This is a genomic window from Streptomyces sp. NPDC052225 (assembly GCF_040679615.1).
GTDB lineage: Bacteria > Actinomycetota > Actinomycetes > Streptomycetales > Streptomycetaceae > Streptomyces.
In genome coordinates this window covers 162025-180474 of sequence record NZ_JBFAVD010000008.1, presented here as the reverse complement: position 1 = coordinate 180474, position 18450 = coordinate 162025, and the positions used below count along the sequence as shown (strand labels likewise).

General features: G+C 71.5%; 14 protein-coding genes. 13 read left to right on the top strand and 1 reads right to left on the bottom strand.

Annotated features, from left to right (window positions below; translation table 11 throughout):
• Positions 1-48 precede the first annotated feature (48 nt).
• The 7 genes from AB0L37_RS15115 (at position 49) to AB0L37_RS15085 (ending at position 10713) form a co-directional block, all read left to right on the top strand.
• Positions 49-1419 carry a DUF4192 domain-containing protein gene (locus AB0L37_RS15115; protein ID WP_365504524.1) on the top strand — a complete coding sequence of 457 codons (1371 nt, stop codon included), beginning with the start codon at positions 49-51 and terminating at the stop codon, positions 1417-1419.
• Positions 1420-1622: 203 nt separating this feature from the next.
• Positions 1623-3701, top strand: coding sequence for a glycogen debranching N-terminal domain-containing protein (locus AB0L37_RS15110; protein WP_365504522.1), 2079 nt, complete (start codon positions 1623-1625; stop codon positions 3699-3701).
• A gap of 107 nt (positions 3702-3808) precedes the next feature.
• Complete coding sequence (locus tag AB0L37_RS15105; RefSeq protein WP_365504520.1) at positions 3809-4570, top strand: NUDIX domain-containing protein; 762 nt, start codon at positions 3809-3811, stop codon at positions 4568-4570.
• Positions 4571-4811: 241 nt separating this feature from the next.
• Positions 4812-6713 carry an ABC transporter ATP-binding protein gene (locus AB0L37_RS15100; protein ID WP_365504518.1) on the top strand — a complete coding sequence of 634 codons (1902 nt, stop codon included), beginning with the start codon at positions 4812-4814 and terminating at the stop codon, positions 6711-6713.
• 163 nt (positions 6714-6876) lie between these two features.
• Positions 6877-7761 (top strand): FadR/GntR family transcriptional regulator, encoded by an 885-nt coding sequence (locus AB0L37_RS15095; protein WP_365504516.1) that lies wholly within the window; start codon positions 6877-6879, stop codon positions 7759-7761.
• A gap of 428 nt (positions 7762-8189) precedes the next feature.
• Entirely contained in the window at positions 8190-9722 is a 1533-nt protein-coding gene (locus AB0L37_RS15090; protein ID WP_365504514.1) for an RNA polymerase sigma factor, read from the top strand.
• 160 nt (positions 9723-9882) lie between these two features.
• Positions 9883-10713 (top strand): serine protease, encoded by an 831-nt coding sequence (locus tag AB0L37_RS15085; protein WP_365504512.1) that lies wholly within the window; start codon positions 9883-9885, stop codon positions 10711-10713.
• Between the two features lie 102 nt (positions 10714-10815).
• Here the strand turns inward: AB0L37_RS15085 and AB0L37_RS15080 are convergent, their stop codons facing one another.
• Positions 10816-11046 (bottom strand): hypothetical protein, encoded by a 231-nt coding sequence (locus AB0L37_RS15080; protein WP_127825940.1) that lies wholly within the window; start codon positions 11044-11046, stop codon positions 10816-10818.
• Positions 11047-11488: 442 nt separating this feature from the next.
• Here AB0L37_RS15080 and AB0L37_RS15075 point away from each other — a divergent pair, with 442 nt between their 5' ends.
• The 6 genes from AB0L37_RS15075 to AB0L37_RS15050 all read left to right on the top strand — a co-directional run bounded on the left by AB0L37_RS15075 (position 11489) and on the right by AB0L37_RS15050 (position 18404).
• Positions 11489-13612 (top strand): DNA topoisomerase IV subunit B, encoded by a 2124-nt coding sequence (locus tag AB0L37_RS15075; protein ID WP_365504510.1) that lies wholly within the window; start codon positions 11489-11491, stop codon positions 13610-13612.
• Positions 13613-13777: 165 nt separating this feature from the next.
• Positions 13778-14323, top strand: a complete 546-nt coding sequence (locus AB0L37_RS15070) for a DUF1453 domain-containing protein (protein WP_365504508.1) — start codon at positions 13778-13780, stop codon at positions 14321-14323.
• Positions 14320-15477, top strand: coding sequence for a histidine kinase (locus AB0L37_RS15065; protein ID WP_365504506.1), 1158 nt, complete (start codon positions 14320-14322; stop codon positions 15475-15477). The genes AB0L37_RS15070 and AB0L37_RS15065 overlap by 4 nt, the downstream gene beginning before the upstream one ends.
• The gene (locus AB0L37_RS15060; protein ID WP_365504504.1) at positions 15474-16181 is read left to right on the top strand and encodes a response regulator transcription factor; all 708 of its coding nucleotides are present in this window, start codon (positions 15474-15476) and stop codon (positions 16179-16181) included. The genes AB0L37_RS15065 and AB0L37_RS15060 overlap by 4 nt, the downstream gene beginning before the upstream one ends.
• Positions 16182-16275: 94 nt before the next feature.
• On the top strand, positions 16276-16809 hold the full coding sequence (locus AB0L37_RS15055) for a DUF485 domain-containing protein (RefSeq protein ID WP_365504502.1): 534 nt from the start codon (positions 16276-16278) through the stop codon (positions 16807-16809).
• Positions 16806-18404 carry a cation acetate symporter gene (locus AB0L37_RS15050; RefSeq protein ID WP_365504500.1) on the top strand — a complete coding sequence of 533 codons (1599 nt, stop codon included), beginning with the start codon at positions 16806-16808 and terminating at the stop codon, positions 18402-18404. Before AB0L37_RS15055 ends, AB0L37_RS15050 begins: the two co-directional genes overlap by 4 nt.
• Positions 18405-18450: the final 46 nt, after the last annotated feature.

Sequence of the window (18450 nt, the reverse complement as noted above, 5' to 3'; positions counted from 1 at the left end):
TTATCCACAGGGAAAACGGAATGGGGCGATCCGGTGCAAGGTCGACGCATGACGAATCACACCCAGCCCGCCGCACCGACCGGCGAGGCAAAGATCACCCTGCGCACCGCCGGTGAACTCGCCGAGGCGCTCCCGTACCTGCTTGGATTCCGCCCGGACGACAGCCTCGTCCTGGTCGCCCTGCACCGGGGGAGGTTCGGTGGCCGGGTGCGCGTCGGAATCCCCGACCGCCCGGAGGACTGGGCGTCCGTGGCGCAGCAGATGGCGAGCTGCCTGATCGGCGAGTGCGAGCGCAGGGACGGCCGCCCGGACAGCGTGGTCGCCTTCTTGTGTCAGGACCCAGCGGCCGCGGGAGCAGGGTCGGGCCGACAGGTCATGGAGCGGCTGCGCCCGCTCGCCCAACTGCTGCGGACGGCCTGCGGCGACCTCGACGTACCGGTCACGGAAGCGCTGTGCCTCTCCGACGGCAGGTACTGGTCCTACTGCTGTCCGCGCTCCGAGTGCTGCCCGCCCGAGGGGCACGCCATCGACACGGAGGGCACCTCGGTGATGGCGGCGACGGCGGCGTACGCGGGCATCCAGGTACGGGAATCCGTGCAGGAGGTGCGGATGCGCCTCGCCCCTCTGGAGACCGCGCTCGTCGCTGAGCAGACGCGCGCCCTGGACGCGGCCGCGATGGACCTCGTCCCGAGGATCATCGGCGGCGTCCCGCGCGAGGAGGTGGAGGCGGACACCCTCGACCTCGCCCACCGCGTCCTGCGACGGCTCGCCGAGGCGCCGCAGGACGCGCAACCGCTGGAGGCGGACCGCAAGGACGACGAACTGATGGCGCACGACGAAGCGGCCGTGGTGATCCTCGGCCTCCAGGACCGGATCACCCGGGACCGCGCGGCGGAGTGGATGGAGGGCGACGAAGCACGCGCCGCACTCCGGCTGTGGCGGGCCCTGGCCAGGCGGTGCGTCGGTCCGTACGAGGAGTACGCCGCGGCCCCGCTGTCCCTCGCGGGGTGGGTGGCCTGGTCACTCGGAGACACGGTCGAAGCGGACCAGGCGCTGGAGATGGCCCTCACCGTCGATCCGACGTACGTCTTCGCCCGCCTGCTCAACGAGGCGCGGGCGGAAGGCGCCGATCCGGAGGTGGTACGGCGCTGTCTGCGAGGCGGGCCCGCGGGCGACGAGGACGCCGAGCCCGTCGAGCAGGGCAAGAAAGGCGGTGGGCCCCTTCTCCCTCCGCGCGGGTCTGCCGTCGACCCGGGTATGTCGCGCGCGGCGCGCGGCCTGGAAGCCGCGCTGCGCCGGCGGGGCGAGCGCGGCATCGGGGCGGGGACGAGGCCGGGAGGCCGGTCGGGAGCGCGCCCGCCCCGGCGCGCCACGGGCCGGCGTCGTGTCGGGCGTCAGCGGACGAGGCGCGAGGGGTGAGCGGGGGCGCGGCGGCACTCCGGCGCCGTTGCACAGCGCTACGGCGTTACTTGGGACGGGGCACCCCCGTTCACCTGAGTGGCAGTAGCGAAGCCCGGGCCGTGCCGCCTCTGTGTCCACCAGCCCGGCAGGATGCCGGCGCCTCGCGCGACCGCGCGCGAGAGGAGGCGCCCCATGCGGCAGCTGGAGCTGGGAGAAGGGTGATGGCACCGAACAGCGCAGTCCGGTCCCTGCAAGCCGCCCCGCCCGAGCGGGGCGGCGCCCCCCAAGGGGCATCGCAGTTCACGGAGAGGGTTCCGGGACGCCCCGCGCCTGCACCGGCCACGCGACGGGGGGTTCAACTCCCGCCCGTGCACCGGGCATTGATCTGCGTCGCGCTCCCCGGTCTCGCCATCTCCTCCGAAGACGGACAGATGACGGCGCAGGGCCTCGAAGGCTTCTACCGAGGCGGCCGGCGCCTCCTTTCGCGCTGCCACCTCCGGGTCGCGGGCCGAGAACCCCTGGCCGTACAGGCACGCATGGTGGCCGCCGACCGAGCGCGCTTCGTGGGGACCGTGCGCGCGTCCCCCGATGGGGGGCCCGACCCGGACGTCGTCGTCGAGCGGACCCGGCATGCCGACGGCACGGAGCGGATCACGCTGCACAGCTCGGCACCGCGACCTCTGCGCCTGCCCCTCGAAGTCTCCCTCGGCACCGACCTCGCCGAACTCGGAGCGGTGGCCGCGGGCACACCAGGGCGTGAGCTGCCCGCGACGGTCCACGACACCGGCATGCGGTGGTCGTCGCCCACGGGGTACACGGTCGTCACCGCGACTCCCGCCCCGACCGACGCCCTCGCCTCGGCAGGGCTGCTGCGCTGGGAGTTCGACCTGCCGCCCGGCGGCACGTACACCGTGGAGCTGCGAGTCCGCGCCGAGGGCCCGGGCATCGGGAGAGCAGCGGTGCACAGCACGGTGCGGCCGTTCGCCCCGGCCCGGGCGCACGGCGACGACCCGCGGGTGGGGCCCTTGCTGGCGACCTGTGTCGACGACCTCCAGGCGCTGCTGGTGCGCGACCCCGCTCATCCGCTCGACGTCTCCCTCGCGGCCGGCGCGCCGTGGCGCTGCGGCCCCGCCCCGGCCGAGTCGTTGGCGGCCGCGCGGATGGCCCTGCCGCTCGGGACACGGTTGGCGGCCGGCACGTTGCGCGCCCTGGCCCGCACCCAACTCACCGAGCGAGGGCCGGAGTTCGGGCGGCTCCCCGGGCCGCTGCGGCACGCGGGCCCTCAGCTGCCGCCGAGCTGCACCGGCGTCGAGGCCACACTGCTCTTTCCCGTCCTCCTGGCCGAGGCCAGACGGTGGGGGCTCGCCGAGCAGGAGGTGACGGAGCTGCTGCCCGCCGCTGAGGGGTGCCTCCAATGGCTGCGCGCCGCAGCCCGCGAAGGGCCGTATCTGCCGGACCCCGGACCCGGCGGGCCCGCACGCTGCGAGACCCAGGCACACGCCCACCGGGCTGCGCTCCTCGGCGCCGAGCTGCTCGACGCCTACGACCGCCCCGGCGGCGCCGAACTGCGCCAGTGGGCCGACGATCTGCGCACGCGCTTCCGGCAGGACTTCTGGGTCGAGGACCGGGGCGGCGGCAGACCGGCCGCCGCGCGTACCGCGGACGGACACCCCGTGCCGCACCTGGGTAGCGGCGCCGCACACCTGCTGGACACGGGCCTGCTCGCGGCGGGCGCGTGCGCACCGGGCCTGCTCGACAAGGTGCAGACGGAGCAGCTGGCCCGACTGCTCGGCGGGCCGGGCCTCGACTCGGGCTGGGGGCTGCGCAGCCTGGCGGTGAAGGAGGCGTCGTACAACCCGTTCGGGCACCGCGCGGGCGCCGTCCGTGTGCACGAGACGGCGGTCGCCGTCGCGGGCCTGGCCGCCGCCGGATACGAGAAGGAGGCGTCGTCCCTGCTCAAAGGTGTCCTCGCCGCCGCGGAGACCTTCGACTGCCGACTGCCCGAGATGTACGCGGGGGAGCAGCGCACCGAAGGCAGTGCCCCGCTGCCGCATCCCGCCGCCTGTAGACCGGCCGCCGTCGCCGCGGCCGCCGGGGTGCACCTGCTGGCCACCCTCGTCGGGATCCGCCCGGACGCGCCGGCCCGGACCGTGACGCTGTCCCCCTTACGCAGCGCGCCGCTCGGCGAGGTCGGTCTTGCCGGGCTGCGCGTGGCCGGACACGCTTTCTCGGCGCGCGTCAGCAGACTTGGCCTCGCCATGGTCGAGGAGGCCGCCGACACCTTGCAGTTGGGGGTGTGACGGAGGTGCGGCCGACCGGAGCCGGACCACAACGGCCCGTGCGCGGAACCGCGGAAGCAACCAGAGAAGGGACTGTTTATCGTCAGGCAGACGACTATGATCGTTCCATGTCGCCCTACGACCCGTCGGCCTTCCCGCCCTTCGCTGTCACTGTCGACCTGGTCGTGTTGACCGTGCGCCGCCACGCGCTGTGTGCGTTGGCGGTGCGGCGGGGCGAACCGCCGTTTCAGGGCCGCTGGGCGCTGCCCGGTGGTTTCGTACGCGACGACGAGGACCTGACGGCGGCAGCCGCGCGTGAGCTGGCCGAGGAGACGGGCCTGTGCGCCCACGACCCCGGCGTGCCCGCGCAGGACAACGGCGCGCACCTGGAGCAGCTGGCCACCTACGGGGAGCCGAAGCGGGACCCCCGGATGCGGGTGGTCAGCGTCGCCCATCTCGCGCTCGCGCCCGATCTGCCCGCACCGCGTCCGGGCGGGGACGCGCACAGCGCCCGCTGGGCGCCGGTCGAGGCCCTGCTGCACCAGGGCGGCTACGGGCGCGAGGGCGAGCAGGCCGCGCCGCTCGCCTTCGACCATGCGCAGATCCTGGCGGACGGCGTGGAGCGGGCGCGTTCGAAGATCGAGTACTCCTCGCTGGCCACCGCGTTCTGTCCGCCCGAGTTCACCGTCGGGGAGCTGCGCCGTGTCTACGAGGCGGTGTGGGGCGTCGCCCTGGACCCGCGCAACTTCCACCGCAAGGTGACCGGGACGCCCGGGTTCCTGGTGCCGACCGGCGGCACCACCACCCGCCAGGGCGGCCGGCCCGCCCAGCTCTTCCGGGCCGGCGGTGCCACGCTGCTCAACCCGCCGATGCTGCGACCGGAGGTCTGAGGGGACCGCCCGGCCAACTCGCGGACGCGGTGCCGGTCCGAGGGCCCGGCACCCTGCCGCGCCCGCCCGTGCCCGTGCCCGCGCGCCGCACCGTCCCCGGAACGGGACACCCGCGCCCAACCCTGCCCGAAAAGCCGGAAATATCGCGTTATCTTGCTGGAGTACCCACGAGGTTCGTCCCTCGTCCGCCTGACGGACGGGCCTCGGCCGCCGAGCGGTCTCCCATCCTGCGAGAGAAGCGATGATCCAGGCCATCGGACTGACCAGCAACGCCCGCAAGGAGAGCCCGCCCACGGTCGACGACGTGACCTTCGAGGCGCACGCGGGCCGGGTCACGGCGCTGCTCGGCGCCCGTGGGGCCGGCAAGACGACCACGGTCCGGCTGATGCTCGAACTCCAACCGGGGCGCGGTATCACCTACTTCAGAGGCCGCCCGCTGCACCGCATCGCTCACCCCGCGCGCGAGGTCGGCGTCCTCCTCGGCGACGTGCCGGGTCATCCGGCGCGTACCGTCCGCGGGCAACTGCGCATGCTGTGCTCGGCGGCCGGAGTCCCCGTCCAGCGCGCGGACGAGGTCCTGGAGGTCGTCGGCCTGGTCAGCCTGGGTGGGGAGCGTCTGGGCACGCTCTCGCGCGGCATGGACCGCCGCCTCGGCCTGGCCTGCGCCCTGCTCGCGGACCCGCACACGCTCGTGCTCGACGGTCCGGCGGCGGGCCTGTCGGTCCGCGAGAGCAAGTGGCTGCACGGCATCCTGCGCGCGCACGCGGCACTCGGCGGCACCGTCCTGTTCACCACCGACGACCCGAAGGAAGCGGCTCGCACGGCCGACCGCGTCGTGACCCTTGATGAGGGCAAGGTGACGGCCGATCAGGAAGCCACCGAGTTCGCGCGCACCCGGCTGCGACCCCGGGTCGCGGTCCGCAGCCCGCACGCCGCGCGGCTCGGCGTCCTGCTGACCAAGGAAGCGCGCACGGCCAAGCGGTCCGTCGAAGTGGTCACGGAGGACGGCAGCCGGCTCTCGGTGTACGGCAGCAGTTGCGCGGACGTGGGCGAGGCCGCGTACCGCCACGGCATCCTCGTACATCAACTCGCGGACGAGATCGGGGACGCGGGGCCCGCCGTGGCGCTGACACCTGTACCGGCCGACGACCCGGACGCGCGGTCGTCCGCGCCTGCCGAGCCCACGGCGGAGGCCGGTACGCAGCGGTCCGCCCCCTCCGCCCTCCTCGACGCCGACCCGCCGACCAGCACCTTCGTGCCGCTCGCCGACACCGATCCCGTCGCACGGACCGGCCCGCACGCGGACGAGAGCGGAGCGCCCCGGTCGGGCGCCGCTCTGCCGCCGTTGCCCCCGCCCATCACCGTCAGGCCCGCACGCAGCCCGCTGCGCCCCCTGCGGTACGAACTGCGCCGCGCGAGCGGGATCGCGACCGGTTACGTCACCATCGGGCTCGTCCTCGCGGTATCGGCGCTCCTCTCCGTGCTTCTGGCCCGCGTCGGCCACACCCCGCAGCCGCGCCTGCTCGCGGCCTGGCCGCAGGAACTGCCGCTGCCGCCCGCCGCGCTGGGCGCCGGACTGCTCGGCGCCTTCGCGTTCGGCGACGAGTTCCGCCACCCGGCACTGGCCGCCGACCGTGGCACCGTCCCGCGCCGCCTGGGACTTCTGGCCGCCAAGTTGCTGGTGGGAGCGGCCACCGCCGTCCTCATGGCCGTCCTCGTCGTCGGCTGCGACGCCGCGCTGCTCCACCTCGTGTACGGCGAGGAGCTCACGCAGGTTCCCGCCGACTGGCTTTCGCTGACCGTGAGTTGGTTCGCCCTGGTCATCGCGTGCGCGTGGGCGGGGGTGCTGGCGTCCGGCGTATTCCGGTCCACGGCCGCCGGACTCGCCGCCGTGGTCGCCGTACCGATCGTCATCGTGCCGCTCGTACAAAAGGCCTTGGAGGGGCCGTCTGTGCGAACGGCCGCAGGACTTCCGACCAGGCTGCGCGATCTCGCCCTGGTGCACTGGCCGTTCGGCGCCGAGCGGTTCGTGACCGCCGTAGTTCGGATGATCGCTCAACCCGTGGGCGGCGCACTGATGTTGTCGCTCACTGCTCTGCTCTGCGCATATGTGCTCATGGTGCTGCGTCCCAGGGTGCGATGACGGCTGTCCGGCGCCTTCCGGTCCAGCACTGCGCACAACTCCCCAAGGAACGCCCACTTCTTTCCGATAAGGCGTCAATTGCGGCGAGGGCGGTGATCACCCTTTCGTGTGCTTTTCACCAAAGACCTCAAGGGAGTTGGGGACGGCGCCGACAACAGATTCCGTGACTACCCTTGCGCACTCCATGATGACCGCCGCCCGCTCCGCCGACTCAGGCCTCGCAGGACCGGGTGAACTCGACCGCTATCCCTACGCGGATTCGGCCGCCGACCGTGTCGGTGCCTCTCCCTGGGACAGCACGGACCAGGACCTCGGCCGGGTCGGCCGACGCGCCGCGGGCAGCCGTGGCCGAGGTCTGCACGGTCAACTCGTCCAGCAGCTGGGGCAGATGATCGTCTCCGGAGACCTGGGCGCCGACCGCCCGCTGGTGCCCGAGGAGATCGGCCAGCGTTTCGAGGTGTCCCGTACCGTCGTCCGCGAGTCGCTCCGCGTCCTGGAGGCCAAGGGTCTGGTCAGCGCCCGGCCGAACGTCGGGACGCGCGTGCGCCCGGTCAGCGACTGGAACCTCCTTGACCCGGACATCATCGAGTGGCGTGCGTTCGGGCCGCAGCGCGACGACCAGCGCCGGGAGCTGAGCGAGCTGCGCTGGACGATCGAGCCGCTCGCCGCGCGCCTCGCCGCCGGGCACGGCCGCGAGGACGTGCAGCAGCGCCTTGCGGACATGGTCGAGATCATGGGGCACGCCCTCGGTCAGGGGGACTCGATCACGTTCTCCCGCGCCGACGCCGAGTTCCACTCGCTGCTCATCCAGCTCGCGGGCAACCGCATGCTGGAGCACCTCTCCGGCATCGTCTCGGCGGCCCTTCAGGTCTCCGGTGGGCCCGTCACCGGCTGCGACCGACCGAACGAGACGGCGGTCGCGCACCACGGCCGCATCGCCGACGCGCTCGCGGCGGGAGACGGCTCCGGTGCCGAGGCGGCGATGCGCCAGCTGCTGATCGTCCACCCCGAGGTGGAGCGCGTCGTGCCGGCCCCGCGCGAGCACTGACCGCGCCGAGAGGGCGGCAGAGCGAGGGAGTACGCACCAGACGTCGCCGGACGGCGCCCCCCATGTGCCTTGCGCATGTGTAGGAGGGCTCTGTCCGGCGACTCGGTCGTACGGGTCCGTTGTTCGTGCAGAGGCGGCTGTCCGCCCGTACGATCTGCAAGACGTGACCGACTCTGCCCGTATCCGTCTGTTTTTGACCACTTACGGGGTGTGACTCGGGCCACGCAGATTGGGCGTAACGCTCCTCGGAACAACGCGATGACCTAAGAGGTGACAGCCGAGGAGGGAATACAGCAGCCGTTCAAGGCGCTGTGCATCTCCCCGGCCCACGCCCGCGCCGTCGGCCCATCCCCAAGTCGGCGGTCGTCGGCTCCGGTCCACACAGGACGGGGCCGGAAGCCGTTTTCCAACGTTCCGAGAGGTTGTTCGTGTCGGCCAGCACATCCCGTACGCTCCCGCCGGAGATCGCCGAGTCCGTCTCTGTCATGGCGCTCATTGAGCGGGGAAAGGCTGATGGCCAGATCGCCGGCGACGACGTGCGCCGTGCGTTCGAAGCCGACCAGATTCCGGCCACTCAGTGGAAGAACGTTCTGCGCAGCCTCAACCAGATCCTCGAGGAAGAGGGTGTGACGCTGATGGTCAGTGCCGCTGAGCCCAAGCGTCCCCGAAAGAGCGTCGCAGCCAAGAGTCCGGTCAAGCGCACCGCGACCAAGACCGTCGCGGCCAAGACGGTCACCGCCAAGAAGGTCGCCGCCACCGCCGCTCCCGAGGCGCCTGCCGCCGAGGTCGCAGCGGACGACGCCGCGCCCGCCAAGAAGGCCGCGGCAAAGAAGACCACCGCCAAGAAGGCCACCGCCAAGAAGACGGTCGCCAAGAAGGCCACCGCCAAGAAGGCGGGCAAGAAGGACGACGAGCTCCTCGAGGACGATGGCGCGGAGGAGACCCCCGCCACCGCCAAGGGCGGCGACGAGGAGACCCCCGAGGGCCAGGGCTTCGTCCTGTCCGACGAGGACGAGGACGACGCGCCGGCCCAGCAGGTCGCCGCCGCCGGTGCCACGGCCGACCCGGTCAAGGACTACCTCAAGCAGATCGGCAAGGTCCCGCTGCTCAACGCCGAGCAGGAGGTCGAGCTCGCCAAGCGCATCGAGGCCGGTCTGTTCGCCGAGGACAAGCTGGCCAACGCCGACAAGCTCGCCCCCAAGCTCAAGCGCGAGCTGGAGATCATCGCCGAGGACGGCCGCCGCGCCAAGAACCACCTCCTGGAGGCCAACCTCCGTCTGGTGGTCTCCCTGGCCAAGCGCTACACCGGTCGCGGCATGCTCTTCCTGGACCTCATCCAGGAGGGCAACCTCGGTCTGATCCGCGCGGTCGAGAAGTTCGACTACACCAAGGGCTACAAGTTCTCCACGTACGCCACCTGGTGGATCCGTCAGGCGATCACCCGCGCCATGGCCGACCAGGCCCGCACCATCCGTATCCCGGTGCACATGGTCGAGGTCATCAACAAGCTCGCGCGCGTGCAGCGCCAGATGCTCCAGGACCTGGGCCGCGAGCCCACCCCGGAGGAGCTGGCCAAGGAACTCGACATGACCCCCGAGAAGGTCATCGAGGTCCAGAAGTACGGCCGTGAGCCGATCTCCCTCCACACCCCCCTGGGTGAGGACGGCGACAGCGAGTTCGGTGACCTCATCGAGGACTCCGAGGCCGTGGTTCCGGCCGACGCGGTCAGCTTCACGCTCCTCCAGGAGCAGCTGCACTCCGTGCTCGACACCCTGTCCGAGCGCGAGGCGGGCGTCGTCTCGATGCGCTTCGGTCTCACTGACGGTCAGCCGAAGACCCTCGACGAGATCGGCAAGGTCTACGGCGTCACGCGTGAGCGCATCCGCCAGATCGAGTCCAAGACGATGTCGAAGCTGCGCCACCCGTCGCGCTCGCAGGTGCTGCGCGACTACCTCGACTAGTCACACGCGCTGTACGGCTCTGTGAAGGCCCGGCACGCCCCTCATCGGGGTTCGTGCCGGGCCTTCGCCGTACGGGGCTGTGGACGCATCCTCGCGATGCGTGGTGCGCCCCGCTGAATCACTCTGGGTGTGCTGTTGCAACCCAGAGTGAGGAGACCGCATGCGTCGCCCTTTCGCGAGAGCGCTGACCGCGCCGCTGGCCGCGCTGGCCGTGGCGGTCGTGCTGCCCCTGGCCTCGTCGCTCCCCGCGGCCGCCGACGAGGGCGTCATCGGCGGGCGCCAGGTCCGGGCGACGGACAGCCCGTGGGTGGTGGCCCTCGCCAGCCGTGACCGATTCGGGGGTACCCGCGCGGGCCAGTTCTGCGGTGGCGTGGTCGTCGCCCGCTCGACCGTGCTCACCGCGGCGCACTGCCTGAGTGAAGACGTCCTGGGTGTGCCGCGCAGCGAGGTGCGCGACCTCAAGGTGATCGCGGGCCGTGGCGACCTGCAGGCGGCGGAGGGCGCGGAGATCCCCGTACGCGGTGCGTGGATCAACCCTGACTACGACGGCTACACGAACGCGGGTGATGTGGCGGTCCTCACACTGGCCACTCCGCTGCCCGGACCGTACGTGATCCCGATGGCCGACGAGGGAGACCCGGCCTACGCGGCCGGAACGGGCGCCGCCGTCTACGGATGGGGCGACACGACGGGGGCGGGCGACTATGCGCGCACCCTGCGCGCCGCGCGGGTGCAGGTGCTGGCCGACGCCGTGTGCCAGGAGGCCTATCCCGGCAGCTCGGACGGCAAGTATCTGCCGTCGTCCATGCTGTGCGCAGGTGAACTGGAAGGCGGCAGGGATGCCTGCCAGGGGGACAGCGGCGGTCCGCTGGTCGCTCAGGGGAGGCTGATCGGCCTGGTGTCCTGGGGGAGCGGCTGCGGGCGCGCGGGGAGCCCCGGCGTCTACACGCGGGTCTCCGACGTGCTGCGGGTGCTGCGCGCGCACTCCTGACGGGCCGTACGGATACGAGGACGGGCGGTCACTCCTCGGTGGAGGGGTGACCGCCCGATCACCGGCCTGGTGCCGGAGCTGGCTCGTCGTGGGTGCGAGGCGTCAGCGTTCCTCGGTCTCGGCGCTTACCGGAACGGCGGTGAGTCGCTCCGTCTCGTCCTGTATCTCAGCGGCGATCTTCTTGAGTTCCGGCTCGAACTTGCGTCCGTGGTGGGCGCAGAAGAGCAGTTCACCACCGCTGATGAGTACGACGCGCAGGTAAGCCTGGGCGCCGCACCTGTCACAGCGGTCAGCGGCCGTCAGCGGGCTCGCGGGGGTCAGAACAGTAGTCACGTCGCCTCTTCTCTAGCTCGACGAGCTGTCGTACCAGGGTCAACATCCAACCAGGCCGAAAACGTTCCCGCTCGCGGCTTTTCCTCGAAAAATTTCTCCGAGACCGGCTGTCTGTTGCCGGGTGGCGGCGAATGTGCCGTATTGCGTCTCTTGCGAGTCTTACGGGTTCGCGCGTTCTGTCAGGGTCGGTCCTCCCCGGCCGGCTTGCCGGTTGTTCATGAGGACGTGCCCGGAGCCTAAATGGTTCATGCCTGGAAGGGAACGTGATGTGTGCTTCACTCCATCGAGGGATCGAACATGCATACGACCTTGGACTAGTCTGGGCTGAGGTGAGGGTGGCGTGACAACGGCTCTACCAGGCCTCGGTACCCTCTGAGCGGCGACCGACGCCGGCCCTGTACCCAAAAGGGCCCCATCTGAAATTCAGCGAGGAGCGAACCGCGTGACCGCCGAAACGTCCGTGCCGTCCACAGCGCTGCTGACCGGAGCAGACCGGGACGGTTCCAACTACACCGCGCGGCACCTTCTCGTTCTCGAGGGGCTCGAGGCCGTACGCAAGCGTCCAGGCATGTACATCGGCTCGACCGACAGTCGCGGCCTGATGCACTGCCTCTGGGAGATCATCGACAACTCCGTCGACGAGGCCCTGGGCGGCTTCTGCGACCACATCGAGGTGATCCTGCACGACGACGGATCCGTCGAGGTGCGGGACAACGGCCGCGGCATCCCCGTGGACGTCGAGCCCAAGACCGGCCTTTCCGGCGTCGAGGTCGTCATGACCAAGCTCCACGCGGGCGGCAAGTTCGGAGGCGGCTCGTACGCGGCCTCCGGCGGTCTGCACGGCGTGGGCGCCTCTGTGGTGAACGCGCTGTCGGCGCGCCTCGACGTCGAGGTGGACCGCGGCGGGCATACGCATGCCATCAGCTTCCGCCGCGGCGTGCCCGGCGCCTTCTCCAAGCCCGGCCCGGACGCGCCGTTCGACCCCTCGGCGCGACTGAGCAAGACCAAGAAGGTCCCGAAGAACCGCGTCGGGACCCGTATCCGCTACTGGGCGGACCGGCAGATCTTCCTCAAGGACGCGAAGCTCTCGCTGGAGAACCTGCACCAGCGTGCCCGTCAGACGGCCTTCCTGGTGCCCGGCCTGACCATCGTCGTCCGGGACGAGTTCGGCCTCGGCGAGGGCGGCAGCAAGGGCGAGGAATCCTTCCGCTTCGACGGCGGCATCAGCGAGTTCTGCGAGTACCTGGCCCAGGACAAGGCGGTCTGCGACGTCCTCCGCCTGACGGGGCAGGGCACCTTCAAGGAGACCGTCCCGGTCCTCGACGACCACGGCCAGATGACGCCGACGGAGGTCACGCGCGAGCTCTCCGTGGATGTCGCGCTGCGCTGGGGAACCGGATACGACGCGACCATCAAGTCGTTCGTGAACATCATCGCCACCCCGAAGGGCGGCACCCACGTCACGGGCTTCGAGCGGTCCCTCACGAAGACGATGAACGAGGTGCTGCGCAGCCAGAAGCTGCTGCGCGTCGCCGAGGACGACATCGTCAAGGACGACGCCCTGGAGGGCCTCACCGCCGTCGTCACCGTGCGCCTGGCGGAGCCGCAGTTCGAGGGCCAGACCAAGGAGGTCCTCGGCACCTCGGCGGCCAACCGGATCGTGGCGAACGTGGTGGCGAAGGAGCTCAAGGCGTTCCTGACCTCCACCAAGCGCGACGCCAAGGCGCAGGCCCGCGCCGTCATGGAGAAGGCCGTCGCCGCGGCACGTACGCGCATCGCGGCCCGTCAGCACAAGGACGCGCAGCGCCGTAAGACCGCCCTGGAGTCGTCGTCGCTGCCCGCGAAGCTCGCGGACTGCCGTAGTGACGACGTCGAGCGCAGCGAGCTGTTCATCGTCGAGGGCGACTCCGCGCTCGGTACGGCCAAGCTCGCCCGGAACTCCGAGTTCCAGGCGCTTCTGCCGATCCGCGGCAAGATCCTCAACGTTCAGAAGTCGTCGGTCTCGGACATGCTGAAGAACGTCGAGTGCGGCGCGATCATCCAGGTCATAGGAGCCGGGTCCGGCCGGACCTTCGACATCGACGCGGCGCGCTACGGCAAGATCATCCTGCTCGTCGACGCCGACGTCGACGGCGCGCACATCCGCTGTCTGCTCCTGACGCTGTTCCAGCGCTACATGCGGCCCATGGTCGAGGCGGGGCGCGTCTTCGCCGCCGTGCCGCCCCTGCACCGCATCGAACTGGTCCAGCCGAAGAAGGGCCAGGACAAGTACGTCTACACGTACTCGGACCGTGAGCTGCGCGAGACGCTGCTCGAGTTCCAGCGCAAGAACGTGCGCTACAAGGACTCGATCCAGCGCTACAAGGGTCTGGGCGAGATGGACGCCGACCAGCTGGCCGAGACCACGATGGACCCGCGCCACCGCACCCTGCGCCGGATCAACATCGGGGAGCTGGACGCCGCCGAGCAGGTCTTCGATCTGCTGATGGGCAACGACGTGGCGCCGCGCAAGGAGTTCATCAGCAGCTCCGCCGCGACGCTCGACCGCTCGCGCATCGACGCGTAGGCATCGACGCGTAGGCAGGGGCGCGGCGCCGTCCGGCGCGGCCCGGTCCGGACCGGTCACAGGTCAGGTCAGGTGGCTCCACCCATGGGTGGAGCCACCTGATCCACCCATGATCCACCCTGGCTCCGATCAGCTGACCTGCCATTTTCCGTAGCGTCGAGGGCGTTGAACCACTCCGCTCCCGACCGCTCCACGGAGGCCGTCATGTCCGGGCTCACCGATGTCCTGGTGATCGTCGCCGCTGTCGCACTCGTGCTCGTGCGCCAGTTCAGGACCGCGCGACTTTCGACCGATCGCAGGTGGTGGCTGCTGCCCGCGCTCCTCGCGTTCTTCGCGATACGGGACGGCTCGCTCACGGACCCGCACCACCTCACGGGCTCGGTGATCCTGCTCGTCGTCGAGCTGCTGGTCAGCCTCGGCATCGGGGTCGGATGGGCGTTCACGACGCGCGTCTGGCGGGACGAGCAAGGGGACGTCTGGACCAAGGGCACCGCCGCGACCGTCGGTACCTGGATAGGCGGCATCGCGGTCCGCGCGGCCGTCGTCGGCATCGGCCTCGCCCTGGGCATCCACCTCGGCAGCTCCGCCCTCATGCTGGGGTTCGCACTGTCGCTGCTGGTCCGCGCGGGGACCTTGATGTGGCGGGCCGACGGACTGCGATCGGCGTACGTTGGTCCTGTCGCGCAGCCGGCCTGGGAGGACCACAGGTGACCCTGAGCCAGTGGAGGGCGTGGCCCTCGCGGGAGGCGCTCTCCCGTGAAGGGGTGACGCGTGCGCGGCGGATGCTGGCGTGGACCGTGCGGGTGGCGCTGCTGACGATCCTGCTGTGGACGGCGGTCGAGCAGCGAGGCGTCGCCGAGTGGGCGGTGGCCCTGGCGCCGGTGGTGCTGCTCGCGTGCGGGGCCGCGGCATGGGCACTGTTCCGCACGACGCTCGCCCATCGGCTGCTGCCGTCCCTCGGGCTGCTCGCCTTCCTGCTGGCCGTCGCGGTACTGGCGCAGCACGTGGGGTTCACCGCGCCGGCCACGGTGCTGTGGTGCGGCTGCGCGGTGACCGCACTCGAGCGCATGCCGCTCGTCGCGGCGGTGCCCGCCACGGCGGCGTCCCTCACCGGGTTCGTCCTGGTGAACGACGACCCGTGGCTCACCACGGTGGCCGTCGCCATCGGCCTCTGCCTGTCCGGCTACGTGCTGCGCCTCGACGCGGAGGCGCGGGGGGCCGCACAGCGGCTTCTGGCGCAGGAGCGGGCCGCGCGGGTCGCGGAGACGGAGTCCGCGGCGCTCGCCGAGCGTTCACGCATAGCCCGGGAGATCCACGACGTCCTCGCCCACAGCCTGTCCGCGCAGCTCGTGCACCTGGAGGCGGCGCGGCTGCTCATCGAGGGCGGGGCCGACCGCGAGCAGATCCTGGACCGGGTCGTCGCGGCCCGGGGCATGGCGCGCGACGGGCTGGCGGAGACACGGCAGGCGCTCTCCGCGCTGCGGGGCGAGATGACACCGCTGGAGGACTTCCTGCGGGAGCTGGTCGCGTCGTCGGACGGGGCGAGCCTCGACGTGCGGGGCGAGCGGCGCCCGATGCCGGTGGAGGCCTCACAGACGGTGCGCCGTGTCGCGCAGGAGGCCCTGACGAACGTGCGCAAGCACGCTCCGGGGGCGAAGACGGCGATGCGGCTGGAGTACGGGCCGGCCGAAGTGGCCCTGGAGATACGGGACTCGGGGGCTCCCGGGCCGCACGGGGAGCTCACTGTCAGTGGTGGCGGTTACGGTCTGTTGGGGATGAGGGAGCGGGCCGAGTTGATGGGCGGCACGCTCGAGGCAGGGCCGTGCGAGGAGGGGTTCGTGGTGAAGTTGAGGGTTCCGGTATGAGCACGGCAGGCGCGGGGGCGAGCGCGGAGCGGCCCCCGGCCCGCGTGGTGGTGGTCGACGACCAGACGGTGGTGCGCGAGGGCATCGTGATGCTGCTCGGGCTGCTGCCCGGGATCGAGGTCGTCGGCGCGGGGGGAGACGGCGAGGAAGCGGTTGCCCTCGTGGCCGAGCTGGCCCCGGACGTCGTCCTGATGGACCTGCGCATGCCGCGGTGCGACGGTGTGGAGGCGACCAGACGGATCCGGGCGCAGTACCCGGGCACCCAGGTCGTCATCCTCACCACGTACGCGGACGACGAGTCGCTCTTCCCGGCTCTCACGGCCGGGGCGCGCGGCTATCTGACCAAGGACGCGGGAGGCGACGAGATCGTGCGGGCGGTGTCGGACGTCCTGTCGGGGGAGGCCGGGCTGGCGCCGAGCATTCAGCGGCGGTTGCTCGAGCGCCTGTCGCAGCCGGTGGCGGCCGAGCCAGGACCGAAGGATCCGCCGGACGGGCTCACGACGAGGGAGGCCGAGGTCCTGGTGCTCATCGCCGACGGGCTGACCAACCAGGAGATCGCCCGCGCCCTCCACGTCTCCACCGCCACGGTGAAGACCCACATCAACAACCTTTTCGCGAAGGCCGGACTCAAAGACCGTGCCCAGGCGGTCCGTTACGCCTATGGGCACGGACTCGCGAGGCCGCCGGGCTCGTCCATCACCTAATGGGGTGAAGGGCTTGCGAGGAGAGTCCGGGATCTTCCTGGTCTGTCCATCCTTGGGCACGCGGCCGAAGCGGGCCGCGGACAAGGAGAGTTCGGTGGACAAGCACGACGGGCGCGACACAGCGCAGTCCCGGCCCGGTGACCGCGGTGGTCTCGGCGACCCGTGGCACGACGCGCTGGCCTCGGGATGGGGTGAGTGGGAAGGCGCGGGCGCGGCGTCGCCGGCCGTACCCGCCCAGGCCGCACCCGCGCAGCGGAGCGCGGCGGGGGTCTACCTGGAGGTGCAGCGCAGCGCCGCGTTCCAGGAAGTGCGCGGGCGCTACCGGAGGTTCGTCGTGCCCGCGGTCGCGATCTTCTTCGCGTGGTACGTCGCGTACATCGTGGCCGCCACGAGCGCGCCGGCGCTGATGGCCCGGCCGGTCGCGGGCGCGGTGAACGTGGCGATGGTGGCGGGGCTCGGTCAGTTCGCCAGTACGTTCCTGCTGACGTGGCTGTACGCGCGCCATGCCCGGCTGCGCAGGGACCGCCCCGCGCTCGAACTGCGCTGGGACACCCAGGAGATGACGCGGGGCATCGACGACCCCGCGCGGATGAACGGTTCGTCGCGGAGCGAGGGTGGGCAGTGGTGACCGGGAACCATCAGGCGCTGGCATTGGTGCTGTTCAGCGTGTTCGTGGCGGTCACCCTCGGGATCACCACGTGGGTGAGCCGCAACCGGCACGGCTCGGCGGAGGAGTTCTATGCGGGCGGACGACTGTTCTCGCCTATGGAGAACGGTTTCGCCATCGCCGGTGACTATATGTCGGCCGCTTCCTTCCTCGGCATCTCCGGGCTGATCGCGCTCTTCGGCTACGACGGCCTGCTCTACTCCGTGGGCTTCCTCGTGGCCTGGCTCGTGGTGCTCTTCCTCGTCGCCGAACTGGTGCGCAACTGCGGCCGGTTCACGCTCGCCGACGTCGTGGCGTCCCGGATGCGGGAGCGTCCCGTACGGATCGCCGCGGGAACTTCCTCGGTGACGGTGTCCGTTCTCTACCTGGTGGCGCAGATGGTGGGGGCGGGCAGCCTGGTCGCGCTGCTGCTCGGCGGTTCGAGCGGGGCGGCGCAGGCCTGGACCGTGGTCGGGGTCGGCGCGTTGATGGTCATCTATGTGTCGTTGGGAGGGATGCGGGCCACCACGTGGATCCAGATCGTGAAGGCGGTCCTGCTGATGGGCGGGACGATCGCCCTGACGGTGCTCGTCCTGGCGCGCTTCCACGGCGACTTCAACGAGCTGCTGCGCACGGCCGCCGCGCGCAGCGGGCACGGCTCCGACTTCCTCGTGCCCGGTCTGAGGTACGGCGGGAGCTGGACCGCGCGCTTCGACTTCATCAGCCTGGGCCTCGCCCTCGTGCTCGGCACGGCGGGCCTGCCGCACATCCTGTCGCGCTTCTACACCGTGCCGACCGCACGGGCCGCGCGCCGCTCGGTCGTCTGGTCGATCGGGCTGATCGGCAGCTTCTACCTGATGACGATCGTGCTCGGGTTCGGTGCCGCCGCCATCGTGGGATCGAGCGCCGTACGCGGGTCAAATGCCGCGGGGAACACGGCAGTTCCGCTGCTCGCGCTCGACCTGGGCGGCGGCGCGGACTCCACGGGCGGCACGGTCCTGTTCGCGATCGTCGCCGCGGTCGCCTTCGCGACCATCCTCGCCGTCGTCGCGGGCATCACGCTCGCGTCCTCCGCGTCAGTGGCGCACGACCTCTACGCGACGCTGCGCAGACGGCGGGCGGACGCCAAGCCGTACAGCGAGGTCACGGTGGCGCGGGTCGCCGCGGCCGGCATCGGCGTACTCGCCATCGGCCTCGGCCTGCTGGCCCGCGATCTGAACGTGGCGTTCCTGGTCGGCCTGGCCTTCGCCGTCGCCGCGTCGGCCAACCTCCCGGTGCTGCTCTACTCGCTGTTCTGGCGGAACTTCACCACGCGCGGCGCCGTGTGGTCCGTGTACGGGGGGCTCGTCCCCGCGCTGCTCCTCGTGGTCCTGTCACCGGTGGTCTCCGGCAGCCCCACCTCGCTCTTCCCCGGGGTGGACTTCCAGTACTTCCCGTTGGAGAACCCGGGGCTGGTCTCCATCCCGCTCGGCTTCCTCGCGGGCTGGCTGGGCACCGTGACCTCGGCGGAGCCGCCCGACGAGGCGAAGCACGCGGAGACCGAGGTGCGAGCCCTGACCGGCGCGGGGGCCGTCTGACCGCCGCGCGGCGTCACCCGCTGCGCAATGTCACCGGCTTCCCGGC